Origin of the sequence: uncultured Campylobacter sp., from assembly GCF_937921625.1 — a bacterium.
Lineage (GTDB): Bacteria > Campylobacterota > Campylobacteria > Campylobacterales > Campylobacteraceae > Campylobacter_B.
Genome location: NZ_CAKZTI010000017.1, coordinates 20,167 through 27,477 on the forward strand (window position 1 = coordinate 20,167; position 7,311 = coordinate 27,477).

Annotated in this window: 7 protein-coding genes; all 7 read left to right on the forward strand. The window is 49.2% G+C overall.

Annotated elements, in window-relative coordinates; all coding sequences use genetic code 11:
- Position 1 precedes the first annotated feature (1 nt).
- Positions 2–1,750 (forward strand): tRNA uridine-5-carboxymethylaminomethyl(34) synthesis GTPase MnmE, encoded by a 1,749-nt coding sequence (gene mnmE / locus Q0101_RS02380; protein WP_297941944.1) that lies wholly within the window; start codon positions 2–4, stop codon positions 1,748–1,750.
- A 59-nt stretch (positions 1,751–1,809) separates the two neighbouring features.
- Positions 1,810–2,691, forward strand: a complete 882-nt coding sequence (locus tag Q0101_RS02385) for a lysophospholipid acyltransferase family protein (protein WP_297941946.1) — start codon at positions 1,810–1,812, stop codon at positions 2,689–2,691.
- Entirely contained in the window at positions 2,661–4,094 is a 1,434-nt protein-coding gene (locus tag Q0101_RS02390) for an ELM1/GtrOC1 family putative glycosyltransferase (RefSeq protein ID WP_297941948.1), read from the forward strand. The genes Q0101_RS02385 and Q0101_RS02390 overlap by 31 nt, the downstream gene beginning before the upstream one ends.
- Positions 4,091–5,167, forward strand: a complete 1,077-nt coding sequence (locus Q0101_RS02395) for a glycosyltransferase family 4 protein (RefSeq protein ID WP_297941950.1) — start codon at positions 4,091–4,093, stop codon at positions 5,165–5,167. Before Q0101_RS02390 ends, Q0101_RS02395 begins: the two co-directional genes overlap by 4 nt.
- A complete protein-coding gene (locus tag Q0101_RS02400; protein ID WP_297941952.1) occupies positions 5,164–5,346 on the forward strand; it encodes a hypothetical protein in 183 nt (60 codons plus the stop codon). Before Q0101_RS02395 ends, Q0101_RS02400 begins: the two co-directional genes overlap by 4 nt.
- A complete protein-coding gene (locus Q0101_RS02405; RefSeq protein WP_297941954.1) occupies positions 5,343–6,155 on the forward strand; it encodes a polysaccharide deacetylase family protein in 813 nt (270 codons plus the stop codon). The genes Q0101_RS02400 and Q0101_RS02405 overlap by 4 nt, the downstream gene beginning before the upstream one ends.
- Positions 6,152–7,311, forward strand: a 1,160-nt coding sequence (locus Q0101_RS02410; RefSeq protein WP_297941957.1) for a glycosyltransferase, incomplete at its 3' end; no start/stop codon positions are given. The genes Q0101_RS02405 and Q0101_RS02410, both read left to right, overlap by 4 nt.

Sequence of the window (7,311 nt, forward strand, 5' to 3'; positions counted from 1 at the left end):
CGTGAGCGAGACTATCGCCGCTATCGCTACGGCTCACGGAATCGGCGGAATTTGTATAGTTAGAATTTCAGGCGAGGAAGCGCTATCTATCGCTCTAAGCCTTTCACATCGCAGCTGTTTGCGCCCTCGCTATGCCACGCTTGTAAATCTTTTTGACGCGAGCGGCGAAGCGTTCGGCGAGGCGATTTTGATATATTTTAAAGCTCCGCATAGCTTTACCGGCGAAGATGTCGTAGAAGTGCAGACCCACGGCGGCTTTACGGCTTCATCCTTGGCGTTAGATGCCGCGCTGGCTCTGGGCGCGCGCATAGCAAATCCGGGTGAGTTTAGTAAGCGAGCGTTTTTAAACGGTAAAATGGATCTTAGCAAAGCGGAAGCAATAAGCGATCTCATAAACTCGCGCTCGCAAAGTGCGGCTAAAATTTTAGCTAGAAATTTGCGCGGCGAGCTTGAGTGCTTTATAGGCGATCTGCGCGCGGCTCTGGTTAAGACGCTAGCTTTTGTCGAGGTTTGCATCGACTACGCGGAGGACGATCTGCCTTCTGATGTGCTGCAAAACTCGCAAGAAATGCTTAGCCAAAATATCGCTTCGCTAGAAAAAATCACTCGCATCAGCCGCAGTCGCAAGGGGCTAATCGAGGGCTTTAAAGTAGCGATTGTGGGTAAGCCCAATGTCGGTAAATCAAGCATTTTAAATTCTATGCTGAGCTTTAGTCGCGCTATCGTGAGCGACGAAGCGGGCACTACGCGCGATCTCATCGAAGAAAGCTTGCAAATAGGCACTCATCTAATCCGTATAGTCGATACTGCAGGTATCAGACACAGCGGCTCAAAGCTCGAAAATATCGGCATTTCATATTCTCTTCGCGCTGCAAGCGAGGCAGACGTGATTTTGGCGGTGTTTGACGCAAGTCGCGAATGGGATGCTGAGGACGCGCAGATCCTAAAAATATTGCGCGAACAAAAAGGCAAAAAAATCATCTACGTTTTAAATAAATGCGACTTGCCGCGTAAATTTCATCCTAGCTCGGAGGATCTTGGCGATGATTTAGAGGCTTTTTCTGCAAAAAATTTCGCAGTCAAAAATCCCATACCAGAGAATTTCGCAGCCGAAAATTTAAAGCAAAGTCGGACCTGCGACGCTTCTTTAAATTCCTGCGTGCAGAATTTAAAAGCTAAAAATTTAAAGCGTGACTTAAGCGCGCAAAATTCTACTTCCACAAATTCCGCGCCTACAAGCCAAATAGCTCTTGCGAATTCCATAAATCTGGTGGGGCAGAATTTTGCCGCAAAAGCGGGACTAGTGTCGCCAAATACCGAGCGCGTTACTGCAAGCTGTGCTGCGGGGAATTTTACGAAAGATGATTCCAAACAAAATCCTGCAAATTCCATCGCGCCTAGTAGCTCTGCAATAAATTCTGCTGGGCAAAATACCCAGGCAAATTCCATTTTTACGCCACTTGAAATTTCTGCAAACGAGGGCGTGGATAAAATTTTAACCGCACTTGAGAGCTACTTAAATTCTCAAAATTTCGATGGCCTTATGCTAAGCAACGAGCGGCAAATTCTATCTTGTGAGAGCGCGCTTGCGGCTCTTAAAAATGCGAGCGAGCGCCTGGCTTGCGGCGAGCTTGAGCTTTTTGCATTTGAGATAAATCGCGCGATTGAGGCGATTGCACGTATTTCGCGTCCATTTGAGCGAGACGAAATTCTAGACGAAATGTTTAGCAATTTTTGCCTCGGCAAATAGCGTTTTAGCTACTAATTAGCCAAAATTCAATATAATCTCGTATTTAAAATGAGGTCTTTATGAAGGAAAAAATCCAATATTTTTTGGCGCTGGGTCTGATAAAATTTGCAAAATTCGCGCCGAAAAGCTTCATATTCGCATTTTTCGACAAGCTCGCACTTTTTGCATCGTGGAAGCTTAGCAGGCGCGTTAAAGTCGCACAGGATAACCTTCGCGCCGCCTATCCGCAAAAAAGCGAAAGTGAGCTTCACTCTCTTGCGATCGAGAATTTTCGCAGTATCGCTAGAACGCTTACCGACACGCTTTTATTTTACAATGGCAGACTAAAATTTGATGATCTGATTTCAAACGGCGAGCAGGCGCTAGAGCGCGTCCGAGAGCTAAAAGGTGATAATCCGCACGGGATTTTATTTTTCACCGCGCATTTTGGAAATTGGGAAATTCTAGCTAATTTTTTCGGCGCCAACGGCTTTCCTGTCTCGGTAGTCGGGCGTCGCAGTGATAACGAGCTGATCGAAGAGCGGCTCGTGGCGCCCTTTCGTGAGCGCTACGGCAACGACCTCATTTATAAAGACGATGCGATGCGCAGGCTCGTACAGGCACTAAAGCAGGGGCACAACGTAGGCATTCTGCCCGATCAAAAGCCAGGCCCTAAAAACAGCCTGATTACGACCTTTTTTGGACGACAGTGCTACACCACGAAGACTATCGCGTCGCTTTATTTGAAATTTCGCCCCGTGCTGATACCCATTTTTGCGCGCCGCGGAGAGGATGATCGATACGAGATCGTGATCAAGGATTTCCCGCCGCTACCTGAAGGGCTAAATAAGGACGAAGCCGAGCTGTTTATCACGCAAAAGTGCAACGACATTTTCGAAGAGGTCGTGCGAACCGCGCCGCAGCAGTGGTTTTGGATACACAAACGATGGAAGATGGACTGATGGCGCGGCAAATTTCAAGAGGCGAGAGCAGACAGGGCATCGCGAGAAATTTATCCTCACCGCAGGACTCGTGCCTTTTTGCAAAAGAGCAAAGCGTCGAAAATTTAAGTAACGCCGCGCGAGAAGGTAAAATTTTAAATCGCGAAAATTTCGTAGCGATCGCCGCCGCGCGAAAGGGCAAAAATTCGGACTTTAAAAACTTCATATCGGTTTGCGGCCGCTCCTCTTGTGCTTTGCGGCGTGAAAATTTTAAAGGTAAAAATTTAAGATCGGGCGCCTCAAGCTGCGTATGTCGCGCAGGCGGCGGGTCATTAAATTTAAACAGCGAAAACTCCGCTGCAAATCCGTCCGCCCCAAAAAATCCGCATCGAAAAGCGCTCATCTTAAGCGACGGCCGCAAGGGGCACGAGAACCAAAGTATCGCATTTTGCGAGCTAAAAGGGCTTGAGTTTTGCATTTGCAAGATCGCTTACGCAAACAAGCTTCTTAAACTCTGCTCCTACGCGCTTGATTTTTTTGGGCTTTATTTTAAAATTTTTAAGTGCGATCTCAGTGGAGGAGACACGGCGACGGACTGCAAAAACAGATCGAATTTAAACAATTCTGCTTTAAATAGTCCCGCCGCGCCGGATAGCGTAAATTTAGATGCCGCGCCGAATGGCACCAATTCAGACGCCGTATCGGATCGCAATTTAAATTTCGCAGATTTCGATCTGTTCGTAGGCGCGGGCTCTACGAGCTATTACGCGCTGAAATTTTACGCGCGCAGATACGCAAAATCGAGCGTAGCGCTGATGTATCCGAAGGGCTACCGCAAGGATTTTAGCGTCATCATCGCAGGGGCGCATGACCGCCCAAGGTCGCGCGCAAATCTAAAAATTTCGCTCGTCTCGCTTAGCTTTTCGCGCCCGCAGGGGCTGTACCGGCCGCAGCGCAAATCCATCGGATTTATCATCGGCGGACCGAATTCCTGCTTTGAGATGGGGGATGAAATTTTAAAGCAGATAGAGGGCGTAAGGGCGCAGTTTGCGGACTGCGAGTTTGCGCTAACGACCTCTCCGCGCACGCCGCAGGCTACCGAGAGCGCGCTAGCTAAGCTTAGCTGGGATTACAGCGTGATTTATAGCCGCGAGCCCATAAATCCGATCGGCGATTTTTTGGCGCAGTGCGAGTGGGTCTTTATCAGCGAGGACAGCGTCTCGATGATAAGTGAGGCCGTATCTAACGGGAGCGCGAGCGTAGCTATTTTGAGTTTAAAACGCAAAGACGCTCATAATAAATTTAACGATTTTATAAGTGCTCTCGTTTCTATGGGTTATGCTAGGCGATACAGCGAGGGCGCGAAGCTGAAAAAGACTGCAAAGTACGATCTTGGGGCGTTTGTGAGGGAGATAAAAATATGAGGGTCGTGCAAATCCTGCCCGAGCTTAACGAAGGCGGCGTCGAGCGCGGCGTAGTCGAGCTAAACAGGGAGTTTGCACGGCGCGGCATCGAAAATTTTGTTATCAGTAACGGCGGTAAACTGGCGCCAGAGATAGAAAAAGATGGCGGCGTGCACGTACAGCTCGACGTTTGCTCCAAAAGTATCCTAAGCGCTCCGGCGCGCGTTTTAAGGCTGCGTAAAATTTTAAGCGAAATTTCTCCAGACATCGTGCATGTCCGCTCCCGCGTGCCGGCGTGGCTGGTTAAATTTGCTCGCCCGCGTGCAAAGATCGTAAGCACCGTGCATGGGATAAATTCCGTAAATTTCTACAGCAAAATCATGACCGATGCGGACGCGATCATCTGTCCTAGCGGCTATGCGCGCGATCACGTGGTGCGAAGCTACGGCGCGGATGCAGCCAAGATCACGATCATTTCGCGCGGCATCGATCTAGAAAAATTTAATCCCAAAAATTTAGACGAGCACTTTATCGCGGAATTTCGGCAGAATTTTAACCTCGCGCAGGATGATTTTATCGTCTCGGGCGTTGGGCGCATCACACAGATTAAGGATTACAAGACCCTGATTCGCGCCGCGGCTTTGGCGAACGAACAAAAGCTTAAAATTTTGATCGTAGGCGGCGTAGGAGCGGGTCGCGACGAGTATTTTTCCGAGCTAAAATCGCTCGTAGAGGGGCTTGGGCTCGGCGAACGCGTAATTTTTACGGGCTCGCAGAGCAAGGTAGCCGAGATTTACTCGCTCTCGTCGGTCACGGTAAGCGCTTCAAGCAAGCCCGAGAGCTTCGGGCGCTCGATGGCTGAGGCGATCGCGCTAAACTGCCCGGTGATCGCGACTCGCCACGGCGGTGCGCTGGATATCGTAAGAGAGGGCGAAAACGGCTATTTTTTTGACGTGGGCGACGCGCAGGCGCTGGCGGGGCTGTTTGCTCCCGCGCGCGAGCTGAAATTTGACGGCTACGGCTACGTTTCGCAAAACTTCAGCCTAGAGCAGATGGTAGAAAAAACGATAAAGGTTTATGAGAGTTTAATATGAAAAAATTTTTTTACGAAAACGGCGCGCTTAGCGGCTGGAGGATCACATTTTTAACGCTGCTACTTCTTTGGTGCGCGTCGCTGTTTTTTAAAAACGCGGTCTATCAGATCTCCTTTGCGGCGCTAAGCCTGGCTACGATACTAAGCTTTTTGGCCTATCGCATGAGGATCGAGCGATGATCTACGCGGCGGTTTTGGCTTTTGCGGCGCTTTTTGCGTGGTTTAGCCTGCGCTTTGCGTGGTGGGCAAAGGATCTGTCTTACGAGTATCCGCGCGTGCTGATGTATCATATGATCCGCGAGCATCTGCCAAAGCGCGCCTCTAAATTTAACCGCCTGCGCGTGATCCCTGCCGCGTTTGAAAAACAGCTTGCGTGGCTGAAGCGAAACGGCTTTACGAGCTACACTCTAAGCGAGCTTGCGAGTTTGAATGAGAAGCCTGCAAAGGCGGTTTGCATTACCTTTGACGACGGGTATCGCGATAATCTCACGGGCGCCCTGCCTCTTTTGCAAAAATACGGCTTTAAGGCGACGATTTTCATCGTAAACCGGCGCTTTGACGGGAATTGGGCGACCGATAAGGATCTGAAAAAATCAAGCGACGAGCTAAATCGCGAGGAGATGCTAAGCGACGAGGAGGTTCGCGAACTTTTACAAAGCGGGCTCATCGAGATCGGCTCGCATACGCTGGATCACGCAAACTTGCCTAGCTTAGACGCGCAAAAGCAGCTGCGTCAGATGAGCGAATCAAAGCGTGAAATAGAGGCGAAATTTGAGATTTCTTGCAGCGCCTTTGCCTATCCGTTCGGCTTTTACGACGAGATTAGCGTACGCTGCGCGCGCGAGGCGGGCTTTAGCTGCGCCGTCACGACGCAAAACGATGTGTTGCGCCCTCACTACTCAAATTTTGAAATTCCGCGCATCATGGTTAGCGGCAGGCAGGGGCTTTTGAGCTTCATTTTGAAGATAAAGAAGGGCAGAAATAGATGAAAATCGCCTATCTTTGCTGCTCCAGATTTTACGGCGGCGTCGAAAAGATCGTGATCGACTCGCTAAATGAGCTTTGCAAAAGTGAGCAGACGGCGCTCATCGTGCCCGATAGATGCGAGTTTTTGCAGCGCTTGGATGCGCGCGTGCAAATTTATCAGTACAAAAGCCGCGACAAGCGCTACAATCCGTTTTTGTTCGTTGAAATTTATCGGTTTTTACGCTCGGGCGGATTTGAAATTTTACATTCGCACGGCGCCAAAGCCGCACAGATCGGCTTCGTGGTCGAAAAATTTTTAAATCTTAAGCTCGTTGCGACCAAACACAACGACCGCAAAGCGCCCGTTTTCGATCGCGTGCGAAACGTCATCGCAGCCTCGCGCAAGGTCGCAACCACGATAAATCACGCCGCGAAGGTGATATATTTCGGCATAGAGCCGCGACAGGAGTTTGCAAATCGTGAAATTTACGCGCGCTGCAAGGACTTGGAGGGTGCCGCAAACGAAGCGCTCAAGGAAACAAAGGACGCGCGCAGCGACTCGGCTGGCGTTGCGGGTGCGTCGCAAGATAGGGCTTTCGATGCGGACGCATCGCAAAATAAGACTAGTAGCGTATTCGTATCGCAACAGGGCGCAAACGCGGCGGCGGGAAATTTTAAATTTAGCATCGTTGCGGTCGGCAGGCTCGATAAGATCAAGGGTTTTGATCTTTTGATTCGCGCCGTAAGCGAGCTAAAATTTGATTTCGAGCTTAAAATTTATGGTCAGGGCGGCGAGAGGCAAAATTTGCAAAATTTAATCGATTCGCTAAAATTGCAGGACCGCGTGCGGCTGTGCGGCTTTTGCGACGACGTTGCGGCTGCTCTTGCCGCGTCGCACCTACACGTCATCAGCTCGCGCAAGGAGGGCTTTCCGGTGATTTTGATCGAAGGTATTTTTTATTCGCCCGTGCTGATCTCTACCCGCGTGGGCGGAATTCCAGAGATTCTAGATGAAGAATTTTTATACAATGTCGAAAATTTAAGTGATAAAATTTATGAAATTTATACAGAATATGAAAAATTTGTTGGGGATTTTTGTAAAAAACATGTTGGATTTAGAGATATTTTAAGATTGCAAAATTATATTACTTTTCTTAAAAAATATTATGAAGAACTTGA